1 pseudogene is annotated in these 242 nt (G+C 60.7%); it reads right to left on the bottom strand.

Annotated features, from left to right (window positions below):
* Positions 1-115: 115 nt before the first annotated feature.
* Positions 116-242: pseudogene (locus tag KUA11_RS17385) on the bottom strand (transposase); the annotation flags it as partial.

Here is a 242-nt window from a genome sequence, read left to right as displayed (position 1 = left end):
AGCTACCTGTCCCGAACCCCAAAGCCATTGCTGGCCGACCGGGGCTATGACAGTGACAGTTTCCGCCGGGAGCTGCTGGTCCACGGGATCCTGCCGGTCATTCCATCACGCAAAGGCCGTAGCGCTCATGCATGTCCCGCCAGGGGCAACCCGTTCGTAGAACATGCAGCATACCATTGAGAAACTGGCGATTGTCTCCAGATGGACGTGCCCAACGTCCACGCTCAGGCGGCAGAAGCGGA

Source organism: Acetobacter estunensis (genome assembly GCF_019083805.1).
GTDB lineage: Bacteria > Pseudomonadota > Alphaproteobacteria > Acetobacterales > Acetobacteraceae > Acetobacter > Acetobacter estunensis_A.
The sequence above is the reverse complement of the archived record's forward strand: the minus strand, read 5'-3'. Positions and strand labels throughout refer to the sequence as shown.